Annotated in this window: 13 protein-coding genes; 3 read left to right on the top strand and 10 right to left on the bottom strand. The window is 43.7% G+C overall.

Features of this window, described 5'->3' with window-relative positions; translation table 11 throughout:
• Nucleotides 1-2: 2 nt before the first annotated feature.
• The 5 genes from JMX82_RS01205 to JMX82_RS01185 form a co-directional block, all read right to left on the bottom strand.
• Entirely contained in the window at nucleotides 3-461 is a 459-nt protein-coding gene (locus JMX82_RS01205; RefSeq protein WP_201539016.1) for a SixA phosphatase family protein, read from the bottom strand.
• Between the two features lie 84 nt (nucleotides 462-545).
• Nucleotides 546-1,841: an NAD(P)H-dependent glycerol-3-phosphate dehydrogenase gene (locus JMX82_RS01200; protein ID WP_201539015.1), complete on the bottom strand. Its 1,296-nt coding sequence runs from the start codon at nucleotides 1,839-1,841 to the stop codon at nucleotides 546-548.
• Between the two features lie 184 nt (nucleotides 1,842-2,025).
• A complete protein-coding gene (locus tag JMX82_RS01195; protein ID WP_413786749.1) occupies nucleotides 2,026-2,610 on the bottom strand; it encodes a nitroreductase in 585 nt (194 codons plus the stop codon).
• A gap of 248 nt (nucleotides 2,611-2,858) precedes the next feature.
• Entirely contained in the window at nucleotides 2,859-3,959 is a 1,101-nt protein-coding gene (gene zapE / locus JMX82_RS01190) for a cell division protein ZapE (RefSeq protein WP_193007911.1), read from the bottom strand.
• A gap of 300 nt (nucleotides 3,960-4,259) precedes the next feature.
• On the bottom strand, nucleotides 4,260-4,919 hold the full coding sequence (locus tag JMX82_RS01185; RefSeq protein WP_201539013.1) for an alpha/beta hydrolase: 660 nt from the start codon (nucleotides 4,917-4,919) through the stop codon (nucleotides 4,260-4,262).
• A gap of 314 nt (nucleotides 4,920-5,233) precedes the next feature.
• On the opposite strand from JMX82_RS01185, the gene JMX82_RS01180 reads away from it, so the two are divergent.
• The 3 genes from JMX82_RS01180 (at nucleotide 5,234) to xseB (ending at nucleotide 7,641) form a co-directional block, all read left to right on the top strand.
• A complete protein-coding gene (locus JMX82_RS01180) occupies nucleotides 5,234-5,602 on the top strand; it encodes a hypothetical protein (protein ID WP_045446124.1) in 369 nt (122 codons plus the stop codon).
• 213 nt (nucleotides 5,603-5,815) lie between these two features.
• The gene (xseA, locus tag JMX82_RS01175) at nucleotides 5,816-7,330 is read left to right on the top strand and encodes an exodeoxyribonuclease VII large subunit (protein ID WP_201539012.1); all 1,515 of its coding nucleotides are present in this window, start codon (nucleotides 5,816-5,818) and stop codon (nucleotides 7,328-7,330) included.
• Between the two features lie 62 nt (nucleotides 7,331-7,392).
• The gene (gene xseB, locus JMX82_RS01170; protein ID WP_201539011.1) at nucleotides 7,393-7,641 is read left to right on the top strand and encodes an exodeoxyribonuclease VII small subunit; all 249 of its coding nucleotides are present in this window, start codon (nucleotides 7,393-7,395) and stop codon (nucleotides 7,639-7,641) included.
• 12 nt (nucleotides 7,642-7,653) lie between these two features.
• Here xseB and pncB read toward each other — a convergent pair whose 3' ends face one another.
• The 5 genes from pncB to JMX82_RS01145 form a co-directional block, all read right to left on the bottom strand.
• The gene (pncB, locus tag JMX82_RS01165; protein WP_201539010.1) at nucleotides 7,654-8,895 is read right to left on the bottom strand and encodes a nicotinate phosphoribosyltransferase; all 1,242 of its coding nucleotides are present in this window, start codon (nucleotides 8,893-8,895) and stop codon (nucleotides 7,654-7,656) included.
• A gap of 282 nt (nucleotides 8,896-9,177) precedes the next feature.
• The gene (msrAB, locus tag JMX82_RS01160; RefSeq protein WP_201539009.1) at nucleotides 9,178-10,992 is read right to left on the bottom strand and encodes a bifunctional peptide-methionine (S)-S-oxide reductase MsrA/peptide-methionine (R)-S-oxide reductase MsrB; all 1,815 of its coding nucleotides are present in this window, start codon (nucleotides 10,990-10,992) and stop codon (nucleotides 9,178-9,180) included.
• 460 nt (nucleotides 10,993-11,452) lie between these two features.
• Nucleotides 11,453-12,361 (bottom strand): ATP-binding cassette domain-containing protein, encoded by a 909-nt coding sequence (locus JMX82_RS01155; RefSeq protein WP_201539008.1) that lies wholly within the window; start codon nucleotides 12,359-12,361, stop codon nucleotides 11,453-11,455.
• A gap of 75 nt (nucleotides 12,362-12,436) precedes the next feature.
• Nucleotides 12,437-14,368: a glycine betaine ABC transporter substrate-binding protein gene (locus tag JMX82_RS01150; RefSeq protein WP_201539007.1), complete on the bottom strand. Its 1,932-nt coding sequence runs from the start codon at nucleotides 14,366-14,368 to the stop codon at nucleotides 12,437-12,439.
• Nucleotides 14,369-14,736: 368 nt separating this feature from the next.
• Nucleotides 14,737-16,221 (bottom strand): coniferyl aldehyde dehydrogenase, encoded by a 1,485-nt coding sequence (locus JMX82_RS01145; RefSeq protein WP_201539006.1) that lies wholly within the window; start codon nucleotides 16,219-16,221, stop codon nucleotides 14,737-14,739.
• Nucleotides 16,222-16,245: the final 24 nt, after the last annotated feature.

The raw sequence follows: 16,245 nt of genomic DNA, 5'->3' as shown, positions 1-16,245 counted from the left end.
TCTCAATACGGCTGCTCGGGCACAAAACGATCAATCTCTTTTGCCATACCTGCCATTACAAAGTCCATCTCAAACATCCTTGCTTCTGCAAGAGAAAATGATTCAGGATAATCACCGGTTAATAGACCAGCGATATAAGCAACGATAGACATATGACACACCACTACCAGACACTCAGCGTCAATATTCGCAATATCTATTAAAGCTTGACGCGCATCATCAGAAGGCGTGATATTTTCCTGTACGATTGCTGGAACCTTGGGCGCGCGCGTTTGAAATGCTGCTAGCGTCTGCTGCGCTCTATCATAAGGACTGACGACAAAATAATCAGGATGATAGTGAGTCATCACATACTCTGCCGTCTGCACTGCTTGCTGTTGACCAAAGCCAGTTAACTGGCGCGCGCTGTCTGGACGTGATTCATCTTCTGCTTGACCATGACGTACTAGTATAATTTTCATAACCTTCCTTTATGCATTATCATGATGACGTTGTTTGCAGAATAATCATTCTTAGAACAAAGTCATCATTTAACATTGGGGTTTTTACTTACTGTCAGTATCGCCACTTTCATAATCAGTGCTATCGCTTGATGTCTTCATCTGCGCAGTTAGCGCCGCATTACTATGATCATGCGCCATTACAAATTCAACGTCACTACGGAAGCCCGCTTCCATGAGATGTAACGCCACACCTAATGCTGCTTTATCTTCATAAATGACCGCATACAATGCATGGGTAATAGGCATGTAGATGCCTTGCTTGGTGGCTTTCTCATGCACTTGCTGAATAGTATTAACCCCTTCAGCCGTTTGACCGAGTTTTTTCACCGCGGCCTCAATACTCATACCGCGACCGAGCATGTTGCCGATACGATAGTTACGACTGAGCTCTGAGCTACAAGTGGCGTATAAATCACCCACACCAGACAACCCTAAAAATGTCAGTGGATTCGCACCCGCCTCAACCCCAAAGCGGCTCATCTCTGCCAAAGCACGGGTCAATATCATTGCCTTGGTATTTTCACCGACATCATAAGCCGCTGCCATTCCCATTGCAATCGCATAGATATTTTTTAGCGCACCGCCAAGCTCCACACCTTTGACATCATCACTGGCAAACACTCGGAAAAACGCACTATGTAATGCGGCTTGTACGGCATGGCGCAATGGCTCAGACTCACTGGCGATAACGGTCGCCGATGGCATGTTTTTCATGATCTCTATCGCAAGGTTTGGCCCCGACATGACACCAAAATTCACTTCAGGTAGCTCATCTTTAATAATGTCGCTCATCATGGCAAAAGTATCTTTTTCCATACCTTTGGTCAATGACACAATAGACTGACCACTGATAAATGGTGCAATATTCTTTAGGGTCTCACGAAAAGCCAAACCAGGCACCGCAATAAAGATAATGTCTTTATCTTTGACGGCTGCTGCCAAGTCATGGCTATATTTAAGGCTGTCATCAAGCTTATAACCTGGTAAATATTTTTTATTGGTCTGCGTTTTTACCATCGCCTTTACCGTACGCTTGTTACGTACCCACAGCGTGGTATCACAGCCATTGCGTGCAGCCAAGTTTGCCATTGCTGTGCCAAAACTACCACCGCCTAAAAACGCCAAACGTAGCTTGGTAGGATTACTGTGAATATCCGCCATGTTTTTTGCCACTGCTGATTCTACCGCGCTAGGATTGAGTTTTTTACGACCAATACCCGATTTGGTAGCACGTTCGATGATACCTGCCAGCAGACTGTTTTGCTTTTCAGGGGCATTCGTATTCACCTCAGCATTATCGCTACTGATGTCTTTATTGCTATCATTAGGGCTGGTCATTTGCTGTTATCCGTATTGGCTGATTTATTATTAATAGAATTTATCATGGTTTATTTATCATGACTTATGACGCTTTAGAGCTTAGAGTATTGAGGCTATCTATCTTTTTGCTATACGACCGACTGTCTTTTTAGAGAGCGGTATTCATCAAGAGAAAAGCGCCACTAAACAGCGCTTAGATATATTATGACTCAAATCGCACTAAAGACTCGATATCAATCGGTTTACGGGCGGGTTCATTTTTGGGGCTGGTGCCAGTATAAACAAACGCCGTCACATAATCATCTGGACCAACGTCAAAATATGATTTAACAGCAGGTTCATTACATAGCAGTCCCGTACGCCACACTGTACTAAAACCTTGAGCTTTTAGCGCCAAAATCAGGTTTTGTACAGCCGCTCCCGCACTTAGCATTTGTTCAAAAGGAGGAACTTTTTTGTGCGCTTGTATTTTTGTGACAACCGTGATGATGACGGGCGCTCTTAATGGCATGGCTTGAGTTTTTGCGATGTCCTTTTCGGACAGCGTTTCGCCCTCTTGCACCGCTTTTGCTTTAGCCGCTGCGACCAAGGCATTGCCCAATTCATGACGGGCATCCCCCTGTGTCACTATAAAACGCCATGGACGCAGTTTTTTATGATCTGGCGCTGTCGCCGCACACTCAATCGCTGTTTCGATTTGGGCATGTGTCGGTGCGGGCAAATCCAAATTACCCATACTGCGCCTTGAATTGATCCAACCAATCATTTCTTCACTGCTAATCGGCATACTATCTGTGGTGATATCTTTGGTCGACAGTTTTTTATCATTTTCGTCGGATGTAGTCATTACCGCTCCTTATTTATTATTATCTTTTATGCAAAAAACCAATGCTTTGGTTGGCTCTCAATACTGTCAAAAAACACGTTATGTAAAACGAATATATATCAATATTGAGTGTGAATGATTTAATTAGAAGACCATGAGTGCTTTAATCGACAACTTGTAGATTACCATCGGCTATGAAGAGGCTTTGATTATGCCGCATCATCGACCCGATGCTCCATGCGCAGATAATCCTCTGACTGCATCTCAAGCAAGCGCGAGCGTGTCCGTTCAATCTCAAACGCCAATTTCTCTCCTTGATATAGGTCCAAAATCGACTGCTGCGCTCTAACTAGCAATTTAACACGGCGATCATAAAACTCATCAACCAGATAAATAAACCGACGGGTCGGATCACGTAAGTCATCGTCTAAGGCAGGCACGGCATTGACCAATACTGTGCTGAACTGCTTAGCGATTTCGATGAAATCAGATGCTGATCGTGGCTCCATACATAAATGACGGAAATCACAGAATAAAATATCCTCAGTGCGAGCGTTAATTCTAATTTCGCGACCATTAATCGTAATCGGCTCATTACTGATTTTTTGATTATTAGATAAACTGGCAAAACGGTTGGCTAACCAATGATGATTCGCTTTCGTCATAGGCGATTCATATAGCTCTGCCTGCTGCAATACGCGCAAACGATAGTCGATACCAGAATCGATATTCATCACCGTAGTATGACGCTCCACTTCAGCGATAGCGGGCATGAAACGGTCACGATGTAAGCCGTCTTTATACAATCCTGATGGCTCAATATTTGAGGTGGCGACCAAGGTAATACCACGATTGAACAGCATGGTAAATAAATCACCCAAAATCATGGCATCAGAAACGTTAGAAACAAAAAACTCATCGAAACAGATAATAACCGCTTCTGCATAAATGATGTCGGCGACTTTTTCTAATGGGTCACTCTCACCTTGCAGCTTGTTTAGCTCTTGATGAACGCGCTGCATGAAATGATGAAAATGCAGACGCATCTTGCGATCAATGGTCAATGAATCATAAAACATGTCCATCATCCATGTTTTACCACGACCTACCCCGCCCCACATATACAACCCCGTTGGTGCTGTCGGCTTGGACTTTAAAAAGCTAAAAAAGCCTTTCTTCTGTGGCGCACTATTGATGAGCTGATGATGTATCTCATCAAGATAGCTCATGGCCTTAAATTGCTGCTCATCTCGAGTAAACTCATCTGTACTGACGGCTTGCTCGTAACGTTGCAATGGAGATAAACTCATAATACGACTCATCATTAGACAAAATAAATAGTAAGGTAATGGTTGATTCTGCATGAACTCGTCAAAATGAAGCGATCAGAGCTCATTACTTGATAGCGGTTCTCTATCCTAATATTACTAGGGTGTGTCATCAATTAGATTGTGAGGCTTAAAATGAGAAAAATTGTAGATAAACAAGGAAGAAATTGCCGTTAATATGAACATATTGACAAAATTTCTGACGATGTTTAGCAAAATTTAGCCATTTTAAGACCACTAAATGTATTCATGTGCTAATTGATGACACGCCCTAGGTAATAACTAAGAGTCGCTACCAAAGGTATGCTTTTCTAATAAGCCTTTCAATTCTGACAGACGCCCATGAAAAAAGTGCCCTGCGCCATCTACAACGCTAACAGCAATTCCTAATCGCTCCGCAAATGCTTGCATATTATCAGGGTCAATCACTTCATCAGCATTGCCATAAATCTCAAAAGTTTTATCGGCTGGCAAGCTTATATCACTGCTGTCATTTTTTTCAACGGATGGAGCAATAAGGGCGATTTTAGTAATCTCAAAATCGCCTAGCCCCCAAATATTAGGGGCTTCAAGTACCTGCTCAGCCACCCGTGCTGTCACATAACCGCCAAAAGAGAAACCACCCAACCATAACTTGCGCGCATTGGTTTGCTCTGCAATCCATTGTAGCACGGTCATTGCATCTACGACTTCACCATCCGCATAATCGTGCTCGCCAGTCGACTGCCCGACACCGCGAAAGTTAAAGCGTACCACGTGCATACCATTATCACGAGCAAAGCGATACATCGTCGTTACCACTTTATTATTCATCGTGCCGTCGAATAACGGATTGGGATGACACAGTAACGCCACTGTATCAGTATTTGGATTGTTAGGATTGTCTTGTTGCCAAAGCGCGTCGACTTCGAGCACGCCAGCAGGAGCAGGAATTAATGGCATAAAATGACTTATTGATTAAAAATGGATAGGTCAATTATCCTAGATATGGTTTATATTTCAAGTGATTTGCTGTGTCATAGTACCGCTTATTTTCATTTTCGCTCATCATAAGTAAACGTCGCCTATGAATATATGATAAATATGTGCGGTCTCTGCAATACCGCACACAATAACCGACTAGACACCCCAGAGCCGAATAGGGTAGATTCATCATAGTTGTTGAGCCACCTATGGACGGATACGTGCATGGCGCATCCTCAACTTTGCTGTGATATTCAACTTTATGTAAGACTGACAGACATTAGGAATCGTTTATGAATACTATTAATAAAACCGCTGCACTGACTGCTACTTTGGCGGCAGCACTCGCCCTAAGTGCTTGCCAAACTACGCCTTCATCACCAGTTATCCAGCGTGCCAACTCTATTTATGAGACGACTGGCATCGCCGATAGCAAAGTAAAAGCACAGCAAAATGCGATAGACAGCGCACAAAAGACTTGCAGAGGTAAGCAAGTTATTATCGTCGATGACAAAGTCACTTATAACGGTATTTTAGATGAAAATACTGGTCGGATGATTGGGCAAGCCAGTGCTGTCCTCGGTACGATCCTTGGTACGGGCTCGCCGAACTTATCACGTGACGACGATTACGAGTATAAAATCAACTTTCGTTGCCAATAAAATAATTATTATTTCATAAAGCACTTATTTGGCGGCTTGTTATTTAATAAAGTATGTAGCCAACCAATCAGCGATAAGAATATATTAGTCGCTGATCGGTTGGCTTCTCTTTTTGTGTGCTCGCTTTTGGGGTAAACTACCCTTTCTGATTTTTTATGACTCTTACTCTATAAACAGCCCGTTTTTAAGCTCCCTCACTTTTGGTCTATTATTATGCGCAAACCCAACCTGTCAAATATGAAACCAGCTAAGGTATTAGCGCCTGCTAAAGATTTAGCGACCTTGGAAGCCGAGTTAGCTGAGCAAGAAAATAATATAGAAGTCAATTTAGAAGATACCGTTCTGCGGTTGAGTGACTATTTATCAGCCGTTGATATGGTTATCAAACAGACCTTTAACCACCGTGTATGGGTGAAAGCAGAAATTCGCAACCTATCTAGCAAAGGCGGGCATTATTACTTTGAATTGGCAGAAAAAGATGAGGACGGTAAGGTCATTGCTAGCTGCCGCGGTAATCTTTGGCGCTTTAAAGCAGCACGCGTCTTAGCAAAATTTGAGCGCGCAACAGGTATGCCGCTTGATCGTGATTTGACGGTATTGCTCAAAGTATCCGCAGGCTTCCATGCGCAATATGGCTTCTCTCTCACTATTGAAGATATTGACCCTAGCTACACGTTAGGCGACTTGGCGCGGCAATATGCAGAGATGGTCGATCGCTTGACAGGAGAAGGTTTATTAAACCTGAATCAACAGCTGCCTGTTCCGTTTGATATTGAGCATGTGCTGGTCATTGCCCCTGAAAAAGCCGCCGGATTAGGTGATTTTCAAGCCGACGCTGATCGCTTAGCGCGCACAGGTGCCTGTCATTTCCATTATCATAACGCGACCTTTCAGGGTAATCATGCGCCAAGCGAAATCCGCCAAGCAATCGTTAACGCCCAACAGCAGTTTTACGGCACTTATGAGCACCTGCCAGACTTATTAGTCATTATTCGTGGCGGCGGTGCGGTCGGTGATTTAGCCTATCTAAATGATTATGAATTGGCAGCATTGGTTGCCGAGCAGCCCATCCCTGTCTGGGTTGGCATTGGTCACGAGCGTGATAAAGTTATCTTAGATGAAGTCGCGCATACTAGCTTTGATACCCCATCAAAGGTGATTGCCGCTATCATGACGCATTTAGCCCAGCTCGTCACTCAAACGCTGCAATACCAAGCGCAAATCAAACAAGCTGCTCAGCGTCAATTAAACACCGCTGAACAACAAACGACACGCCAGTTGAGCCAAATACAATCACAAACGATTGGTCAATTAACCGCTCTGCAAAAAGACAGTGATTATGCGTGGCGTAGTATTCAGCAAAGCGCCCAGCGACAGGTCAAGCAAGCCGCCAGACTCACCAGTGAGCTACGCACACAGATTCAAGCGGCGGCCTATCAGCAGTTAACAGTGGCTACTAGCGCCAGTCAAAATAACCAAAAAACGATTATGCATTCGGCACAGCAGCAGTTAATACAAGCACAGCGTGATAGCGAGCATCTGCGTGATATTGTGCTCCTGCACCGTCCTTCTCGGGTGCTCAAGCAAGGCTATACCATGCTTACTGATGCAAAAGACAAGCAAATACTGACCAGCGGTACGCAGCTCCATCCAGAACAAACGGTGCACATCCTCTTAAAGGACGGTAAAGCGAAAGCACAGATTATTGACGTAAATATTAATAAATAAGAAGTACAACCTACCGTCGATTCAACTTAATCAAAGACTTTATTTTAAAATTAGGAAACCTTATGACAACCCCTACTCGCAAACGCAAAAAGGCCGCCCCAAAAACCTTTAAGGCGGCTTATGATATTCTAAAAACCAATGCCGCTGAATTACAGCAACAAGATGAGCCAGATATTGATAATCTGATGACCACAGTGGAAGAGTCAATTGCTGCTTATCGCGTTTGCGAAACCCGTATCAATGCCGTACAGCAAGCACTAGATGCCGCTTTTGCTGAAGAAGAAAATAAAACAGAGAATAGCGACAGTTAAGTTAAGTCAATTCTATTCAGGCTCGTCGACTTCAAATACTTGGCGCAAATAGGCAAGATACGTGTCGTTATTAATCATGGTCTTGCCTGGACTGTCTGACAGCTTAGCAACTGGCTGCCCATTGCATTCAACCAATTTTAAGACAATATTTATTGGGGTGATACCCATATCGTTGGTGAGGTTAGTACCAATACCAAAGCTGGTCTTTATTTGACCTTTAAAATACTGATGTAAATCCCAAGCTTTATCCAAATCTAAGCCATCACTAAAGGTTAAAATCTTCGTTCTTGGGTCTATTTTAAGATTTTTATAATGAGCAATCGCCTTATCACCCCAGATATACGGGTCGCCGCTATCGTGACGTAAACCATCAAACAGCTTAGCGAAATACAAATCAAAATCGCGTAAAAACGCATCCATGCCAACGACATCGGTCAGCGCAATACCCAAATCGCCACGATATTCATGCACCCACGCTTCAAGCGCCGCTTTTTGTGAATCACGTAAACGCACATCCAAAGCCTGAAATGCCTGCATAAACTCATGTGCCATCGTACCGATTGGCGTCATTCCGAGCTTTTTCGCTAAATACACGTTGGAAGTACCGCTCACTATTTTTGGTTCCGCTTTATGCAAAGTCTCAACCACATGGGCTTGCCAAGCTTTGCTAAAACGTCTACGAGTACCAAAATCAGCGATGATTAATGGCGGCGTATTAGCATCACATTTTGCCTGCTCTGTCGCATATTGATGCAACAATGTGACTTTTTCATCCAATCTGCGCTGACCTTCTTCAATCACACTGGCATTCGATAGCGCATCAAAATACAGCTCATTAACGATGGCGAGTACAAACACTTCAAAGAACATCGCTTGAATCATCGGCCCTTCGATATCGATAAATAAGCGACCTTTATCATCCGTACTGACGGTAATAAAACGACGTTTCAACTTAAACAATTCTAGATAGTCAACGAAGTCTGAGCGCATAAAGCGCAAACCACGTAAGTACTCTAGTTCATCCTCTAAAAATCGTAATTCACATAAATTGTCTAACTGCTGCTCTAGCGCCTCTTTAATATCAGCCAATGGATACAGCGTGTCTTTGTTATTACGGCAGCGAAAGCGATACACACCATGTGTCTGTGGAAACTGATGCAGCATGGCTTGCAGCATCGTAAATTTATATAAATCATTATCGAGTAAAGAGGTAATAATAGGTTCGAAAGGTTTAGAGGTATGAGTAACGGTCATGTTACAGCCTTAAATACAAAAATGAAAAGCCGCCAAACAAATCCAGCGACGAAATAGGTATACATAACTATAAAAGTATAAATAATAGAAAACGCTCAGCTTTTGAGTATAACGAAGTTTGGTTGGTTTTTCATAATTCAACGGCTATAACAGCAAAAATACAACGATAATAAAACGAACCATCATGCTGTGATAGTAATTATGCTCAAGGCATCAATCATAAAAAAGACGCTAAGAATTATCTTAACGTCTCTATATAAAGTCGATTATCAGTATTAATAATTAAGGTTTTGCAGGCTTAACCAACTTCACTAATGGCGCATAGCCTGACTGCGGCATCACATCGACTGGAATAAACTGTAGCGCCCCGCCATTGATACAATAGCGCAGACCGCCACGATCTTTTGGCCCATCAGGGAATACGTGACCCAGATGTGAGTCTGCTACTCGCGAACGAACTTCAGTACGTACCATATTAAAGGCTGTATCTTCATGCTGAGTAATGACTTGCATATCAATCGGCTTGGTAAAGCTTGGCCAACCACAGCCAGACTGGTACTTATCGGTTGATAAAAATAAAGGCTCACCGCTCACCACGTCGACATAGATACCGGGTGCAAATAAGTCATCATATTCATGGCTAAAGGCGCGCTCAGTACCGGCATCTTGCGTGATATTGTATTGTGCTTTGGTCAACGTATTTTTCAATGCGCCTTTATCAAATCCTGCATAACGCTTAGGATCTAAGGTCTCAGCAACGGTACTTGCAGGTGAAAGCTTGGTACGCGCAGTGCCTTCTGGCTTATCATCGGCAAGGCTTAAATCAACATGACAATAGCCGTTTGGATTTTTTGCCAGATAATCCTGATGGTACATTTCAGCTAAGTAGAAATTGTCTAGCAGCTCATTTTCTACTACAATTTTTTGTTTATACTGGCTTTGCACACGTTGGAGGGCAGCATCAATCACTGCTTTATCTTCTTTATCGGTGTAATAAACGCCTGAGCGGTACTGCACACCGCGATCATTGCCCTGTTTGTTGAGGCTGGTTGGATCAATCACGCGAAAGTAGTATTTTAAGATAGTATCAAGGTCTGTTTTGTCCGCATCATAAGTGACTTTGACAGCTTCGGCATGACCTGAGCCACGAATCACTTGCTCATAGCTTGGATTAGCAGTATCGCCATTGACATAGCCTGATACTGCATCGACGACACCCTCGACGCGCTCCATGTAAGCTTCTACGCCCCAAAAACAGCCACCTGCCAAATAAATTGAGCGCGTATTAATCGCTTTGCCTTTATCGTTATAATAAACGCCATCTTTTTGTTTGATAGTTTCAATCTTGCTGTTGTTGTCTAAGGTTTGCGCGTTTGCTGGTTTAGCACTACCTGTTTTAAGCTCAGCAAAATCATTATTGGCATTTTCAGCGAGAGCATAGGCTTGCTCTACCGATATATTGCCTTTCACCAAATGTACCAAGTTGCCGCTTTTATCGAGTATCGCCCAGCTTGGATAAACTTGCACACCAAGTTTATTAATCAGCTCGCCTGAAGCGTCAGACAATACTGGTAGCTTTGGATAGTCTGCTTGGACGCCTGCATACCAAGTGCTAAAGTCGCTATCGGCTTTTTCGTTTAGATGACCGGGACTGACAACAGTCACGACATTTAAATCAGCGAACTTGGGATCGGTACGCCATTCTTCGGTTTCTGCCAACGTGCCCAAGCATAATGGGCACCAGCTTGCCCAAAATTTAATCAAGGTTGGTTTATTAGGATCAATGACGGCTGTGCCCGTGTCACCTAAGCCTTTTGTCAATTGCGGCAGTGCTTGCATTTGCCCAAGCATATCGGAGGGCAACATATCACGTGAGCTAGTTACTCCACTGTTTTGCTTGGCTGATTTAGTCGTGCTACTTGCATTGCTCTCCGCACAACTCATTTGTCCACAAGCGACCAATATGCCAGCACTCAGTACTGTCGTGACACCAACGGCACTGACATTCTTTAGCCAACGTGATGAATCACGTGGTGAGTCTGTCGCTAATTTATTAGTATGACTACGATCATTATGGCGAATTTTCTTATGCGGCATGCGAGGTCCTTTTTACGAAGTCTTACGATCATAAACTGAGTTTTTATGCTCGCTCATGGTCTTCTTACGTGATCAATGAGAGTGGATAAATCGAAATTTTAGCAAAGCTAGGGCGTGTCCTCATTTTAAAAATGATGATAAGAATGAGATAAATTGCCGTCAAACAAGGAAAATAGCGCAAATAATATCGAGATATGAATCAGCTATTTGACTTAGCTTGGCAAAATCTAACCGTTTTCAGTCCATTTGGTTGCTTTCGTTCAGATTGAGGACACGCCCTAATACATTATTAGAGTATCTTAATAGTATACATCGATGATGGAGTTTACTTTAATAGTAACTAATGGGTTGCTACACTTTTTTAACAACAGTGTAAGAATAATGATATAGACAGAAATCTATCATTTTGCAGGTGCCATTTATAAAACAGCATTTTATAAAACGTCGTATTATTTTTAAATTAAATTTTGGCACCCATAAACTGAGCCACATACTCATCAGCTGGGTTATGGCGCAATTCACTGGGTGTATCCGTTTGTACCAAACGCCCGCCATTTAAAATACTAATGCGCTGACCCACCTTAATCGCTTCATCGATATCATGAGTGATAAAGACGATGGTTTTGTTTAGCCGTGCTTGTAGCTCAAGTAGTTGGTCTTGTAATTGGGCACGAATGAGCGGATCAAGGGCAGAGAAAGCCTCGTCCATCAACAATATCGGATTATCGGTTGCTAAGGCACGCGCCAGCCCGACACGCTGCTGCATCCCTCCTGACAGCTCATCAGGGTAACTTTTCTCCAAATTTGCTAGCCCAACTTCATTAAGCCAATGCCGAGCAACCTCGTGGCGTTCTTTGATACTCATTTTTCGCACTCGCAAGCCGTAAGCGACGTTTTGCAGCGCCGTCATATGTGGCACCAAACCAAAATGCTGAAAAACCATACTGATTGTCTGCTGGCGATAATGCTGTAGCGCTTTATCATTTAGCTCTAAAACATTAATAGCAGACGATGATCTTCCATTTTCTAATAAATCAGCAGAGGGTTTGGCATTAGTGGAGGGCTTAGTAATAGTAGACGGCTTAGCATTAATAGAAGTATCAACCCATATTTTACCGCTGGTTGGGTCAATCAAACGATTGATATGGCGTATCAAGGTTGATTTTCCTGAACCTGACAAGCCCATAATACAATGCAGCTCACCTGCTTTAACGCTTAAATTGATGTCATAAAGCCCGACCGAATAGCCTGTTTGTTCCTTTACCTGAATACTATCCATACCTTCTGCTAGTAATGCCAATGCAGACTTTGCTTGCGAGCTATTGGCATTATAAATCTTGCTGATATTTTCCAATTGAATATGATTCATGATGGTTCTCATTTTTATTTTTCTAGTTATCATTATGATTAGGGCGTGTTGAACATTCGACCATGGCACTGATAATTAACCAATGGGATGCCTGCCAGCATCGATGGTTTTTTGCCGAGCACGCTTACCTTGACCGAACGCTTGGGTGATACGGTCAATGATAATGGCAACGATGACAATCGCCGTGCCTGCTTGCAAGCCCTGACCGATATTAAGCGTTTGAATCGATTGCAACACATCTTCGCCAAGCCCCGGTGCACCAATCATAGAAGCGAGCACCACCATAGAGAGCGACATCATCACCGCTTGATTCACGCCCGCCATAATACTGGGTAATGCTTGCGGCAATTTAATCCAAATGAGCAGCTGCAAGTGTGTGCTACCGAACGAGCGCCCTGCTTCGACCATCTCGTGATTGACTTGGGTAATCCCCAATGTCGTCAGCCGAATCAGTGGCGGCAAGGCATAAATAATAGTGGCAAATAACGCAGGCACTTTGCCAATCCCAAATAGCATCAATACGGGTATCAAATAGACAAAACTTGGCATGGTCTGCATCACATCCAGAATCGGCGTCACAACCTTGCGAAGAATTTTACTGCCCGACATAGCAATGCCAATAGGAATACCAATCACGACGGTCACCAACACTGATACGATGAGCAGTGCCAAAGTATCAATCAATGCGCCCCATAGTCCAAATGCACCAATGAGAAAAAGTCCGGCGCCGCATGCCAGTGCAAACCAGATTTTACGGACACCAAACCATGCCAATACGGTCACAAGCGCAATGATGAGCCAAGGCGGCATAGTGGTTAATAGACGCTCAATCGGCAGCAATAGATAGGTTAACGCCATGGTACTGACAGTACGAAACACATCGCCATAATTTTGGACAACGCTTGCCAATGTATTATTAAGCGGTGTCTCAAGTGACCAAGAAGGAAAGCTCGATAATGAGGTCGCTCGATTAGTGCTAGAGGCGGTTGCATCCGCAGTGATAGCCTCGCCCGTTAAGCTAATGCCTAGCTTAGCCGCAAGGTTACTGGCTGCTTCATCAGACAACCATGCTTGCCAGACGCTCGGATATTTATGCAAAAATGCTAGTGCTTGCTCATCGCCACTGCGTTTATTTTCACTCATCTCCAAGATAGCGCCATTGAGCTCATCGGAGCTAAACTGAACTTTTTTAAAAACATCAGCAAGCTCTGGATTGGATTCAATAAAGGAGGTAGATACTGCGATACCTAAAGGTGAGACAGGGAAGCCAGACACACAGTCGGCGGTGCCATCCGCTCGTAATAAGTCTTGCCAACAGGCGTCATCATGGGCAGGGAACTCTAATGGCGCAAAGTCATATTTTGCCATCAAGCCCGTAGGCTGCCAGTAATAAAACAGTAGTGGCTTATGTTGCTCAAAAGCAGAGGCAATCTCGGCGTCGAGCGCCGCCCCAGTGCCGGGATGGGCATTATTAAAGATACTGTCCAAACCTGTACTTTTCAGCAAGCGAGTATTGAAAATCTCACACGTCCAACCAGACGGACAATTCATAAAGCGTGATTTGCTAGGGTCTTCGGGATCTTTAAACAGCTCAGCATATTTAGGCAAATCTTGATAGCGGCGTAGACCTGGGTTTTCTTCTAATACATATTTGGGTACGTACCAGCCTTGAGTTGCGCCGCCTTTGAGCGTATCACCGATGACTGCCACTTTATTCTGCTCAATGGCTTGTTCCATGATTGGCGAGCGTCCAACCCACTGCTCCCCAATCACTTGAATATCGTTTTGTGACAATGCCGTTTCGAGTGCAGGACCAGCACCCGGCACTTCTTCGATCGCACAATCGTAGCCATCTTCAGCGATGTACTTAAGCACCCCAGAGATAAACTGACCGCTCTCCCATGTCAGAGCGCCAAATTTGATTGGTGAGTCGCAGGCTGCTGATGCCGATACTGGCAGTAACAGTGTGCTCATGCATAGTAAACTTAACGCAATCCATTGGCGCATAAGATGTCCTATTTATAATTTTTATTATGGAAATTAACGCTCAAGTCAATAATATTATTGCTTTACGCCAAGCCTGTACTGCTTATGACTCATTCAGTCGCTGATGGCTCATTCAGTCGTTGAAGACTAGGCAACGTCTTCATCTAAAACTAATACTACTATCGTTTAGGCTTACTACAAAGTGTAGCGATTTATAGACAAGATGACAAATGCTCATTAATTTTTTATCGCTTACTTTTATACAAAAAAATAGCACCTATTGAGATAGATGCTGTTTTTTAAAGTTGCTTATATGATTACTCACAATGATTAAGTATTTTTGTTTACTTGAATGAAAGCTATGTCAACTTTGCTCACTTTAGCATTTGTTATTTTAAAAACATTGCCATGGCTTTTTTAAACAACCCGCCATAAGGTGGCAACAACAAATTCAACCCATTCAGCTTGGATTGTACAAATACTGGTTTCATATGACTAAGACGCTCGAATCCCGCTTTACCATGGTAAGCCCCTGTTCCTGAATCGCCAACCCCACCAAACGGTAAGTCATGCTGGGCAACATGTATCAGCACTTCATTAATACATAGGCCACCAGAGACCGTATTGTTACGTACTTTCTCTAGGGCGTTATAGTTATCACCAAAAACGTATAACGCCAGTGGGCGTGGTCGCTCGTTGACAAAATGAATGGCATCATCAAGCGTATCGTAATGCATCAATGGCAAAATCGGCGCAAAAATCTCTTCCTGCATCACATCACTATCGGGGGCAGGCTCACTCACGATGACAGGCGGCATTAGACGCGTTTCGATATCAGACTCAGCATCAGTGAGCTTATGGATCCCATCGCTCGATAATGCATCTAGATAGCCTTTGACACGCTTAAATTGTTCACCATTGATAATACGTGAGTAATCTGGATTGGTCTCAATATTTGGATAGTGCTTTTCCATCCACTCTTTTGCTAAATGGATAAACTCTTCATGATATTGGCGCTGAATCAGTACATAATCAGGGGCAATACAGGTCTGACCCGCATTTAGTGTTTTGCCCATCATCACACGATTGACGGCGTTTTCTAAGTTTGCGCCCTCTAACACGACGACCGGTGATTTACCGCCCAGCTCGAGCGTGACGGGTGTTAAGTTAGGAGCCGCCGCTGCCATGACTTTTTTGCCCACAGCCGTAGAGCCCGTATAAAGCAGATGATCAAAAGGCAGCTCACTAAAAGCAACCGCAATGTCTACCTCACCCAGTACTACACAAATCATGTCTGGTGAAAAATAACGAGCAATCGCACTGGCAAATGCTTGGGCAAATTGCGGTGCCGCTTCACTCATCTTGATCATAACTCTGTTGCCAGCAGTGAGTGCATCAATCATCGGTCCTACTGCTAAAAATAGCGGATAGTTCCAAGGCACCATGATACCAACCACGCCCAATGGCTGAGGCTGGATTTCATTATGAGCTGGCATATACAGCGCTGAAATAGAAGCCCGCTGAACTTTCATCCATTTTTTACCGTGCTTTTTGGCATGACTGATACCAGTAAAGCTAGGAAACAACTCGGCAAACTGGGTCTCTGATTCGCTACGATAACCAAAGTCGGCACTGATCGCTTTGGCGAAACTGGCTTGGTTATCGCTAAGCATGACTTCTAGACTGTCTAGTTGGGTTTCACGGGTGGCCCAGTCATTGATTGGCTGCGTGCGACTGAGCGTTTGTAAGCGTGAAAATTGCGCTCGCATCTCATCAACCGTATTAGCAATACTAGGCGATTTTGGCACTGGTTGCTGCAACATATCCGTGTCGATTGAGGTCTGCTCATTCATGTTTTGATTATTATCTGTCATTTATCTTCCTTGTCATCTGCGTTG

The sequence above is a fragment of the Psychrobacter sp. 1044 genome (genome assembly GCF_904846525.1).
Classification (GTDB): domain Bacteria; phylum Pseudomonadota; class Gammaproteobacteria; order Pseudomonadales; family Moraxellaceae; genus Psychrobacter.
This window is presented reverse-complemented; position numbering and strand designations above follow the sequence as displayed.

Bases quoted from the DNA above. Each gene is read 5' to 3' on its own strand.
- JMX82_RS01205 (WP_201539016.1), bottom strand. From the start codon at position 461: ATGAAAATTATACTAGTACGTCATGGTCAAGCAGAAGATGAATCACGT.
- zapE (WP_193007911.1), bottom strand. From the start codon at position 3,959: ATGAGTTTATCTCCATTGCAACGTTACGAGCAAGCCGTCAGTACAGAT.
- JMX82_RS01200 (WP_201539015.1), bottom strand. From the start codon at position 1,841: ATGACCAGCCCTAATGATAGCAATAAAGACATCAGTAGCGATAATGCT.
- JMX82_RS01180 (WP_045446124.1), top strand. From the start codon at position 5,234: ATGAATACTATTAATAAAACCGCTGCACTGACTGCTACTTTGGCGGCA.
- JMX82_RS01185 (WP_201539013.1), bottom strand. From the start codon at position 4,919: ATGCCATTAATTCCTGCTCCTGCTGGCGTGCTCGAAGTCGACGCGCTT.
- JMX82_RS01195 (WP_413786749.1), bottom strand. From the start codon at position 2,610: ATGCCGATTAGCAGTGAAGAAATGATTGGTTGGATCAATTCAAGGCGC.
- xseA (WP_201539012.1), top strand. From the start codon at position 5,816: ATGCGCAAACCCAACCTGTCAAATATGAAACCAGCTAAGGTATTAGCG.
- JMX82_RS01145 (WP_201539006.1), bottom strand. From the start codon at position 16,221: ATGACAGATAATAATCAAAACATGAATGAGCAGACCTCAATCGACACG.
- pncB (WP_201539010.1), bottom strand. From the start codon at position 8,895: ATGACCGTTACTCATACCTCTAAACCTTTCGAACCTATTATTACCTCT.
- JMX82_RS01150 (WP_201539007.1), bottom strand. From the start codon at position 14,368: ATGCGCCAATGGATTGCGTTAAGTTTACTATGCATGAGCACACTGTTA.
- xseB (WP_201539011.1), top strand. From the start codon at position 7,393: ATGACAACCCCTACTCGCAAACGCAAAAAGGCCGCCCCAAAAACCTTT.
- JMX82_RS01155 (WP_201539008.1), bottom strand. From the start codon at position 12,361: ATGAATCATATTCAATTGGAAAATATCAGCAAGATTTATAATGCCAAT.
- msrAB (WP_201539009.1), bottom strand. From the start codon at position 10,992: ATGCCGCATAAGAAAATTCGCCATAATGATCGTAGTCATACTAATAAA.